Genomic DNA, 223 nt, shown 5'->3' with positions numbered 1-223 from the left:
GGGGTACTGAGATGTTTCAGTTCCCCCGGTTCGCCTCTTGACCCTATGAATTCAGGTCAAGATAGTGCAACGGATTGCACTGGGTTTCCCCATTCGGGTATCGCCGGGTCTTGCGGGTCATATCCCCTTCCCGGCGCTTATCGCAGATTAGCACGCCCTTCATCGCCTCTGACTGCCTAGGCATCCACCGTGTACGCTTAGTCGCTTAACCTCACAACCCGAA

The 223-nt window shown here is 55.6% G+C and carries 1 rRNA gene; it reads right to left on the bottom strand.

The features are described 5' to 3' along the window. A 23S ribosomal RNA gene (locus AAC855_RS21470) occupies window positions 1-211 on the bottom strand; the annotation flags it as partial. Window positions 212-223: the final 12 nt, after the last annotated feature.

Origin of the sequence: Xenorhabdus bharatensis (genome assembly GCF_037996705.1) — a bacterium.
GTDB classification, from domain to species: domain Bacteria; phylum Pseudomonadota; class Gammaproteobacteria; order Enterobacterales; family Enterobacteriaceae; genus Xenorhabdus; species Xenorhabdus bharatensis.
Note: the sequence above shows the minus strand (reverse complement) of the source record. Positions and strands in the feature narration are given on the sequence as shown.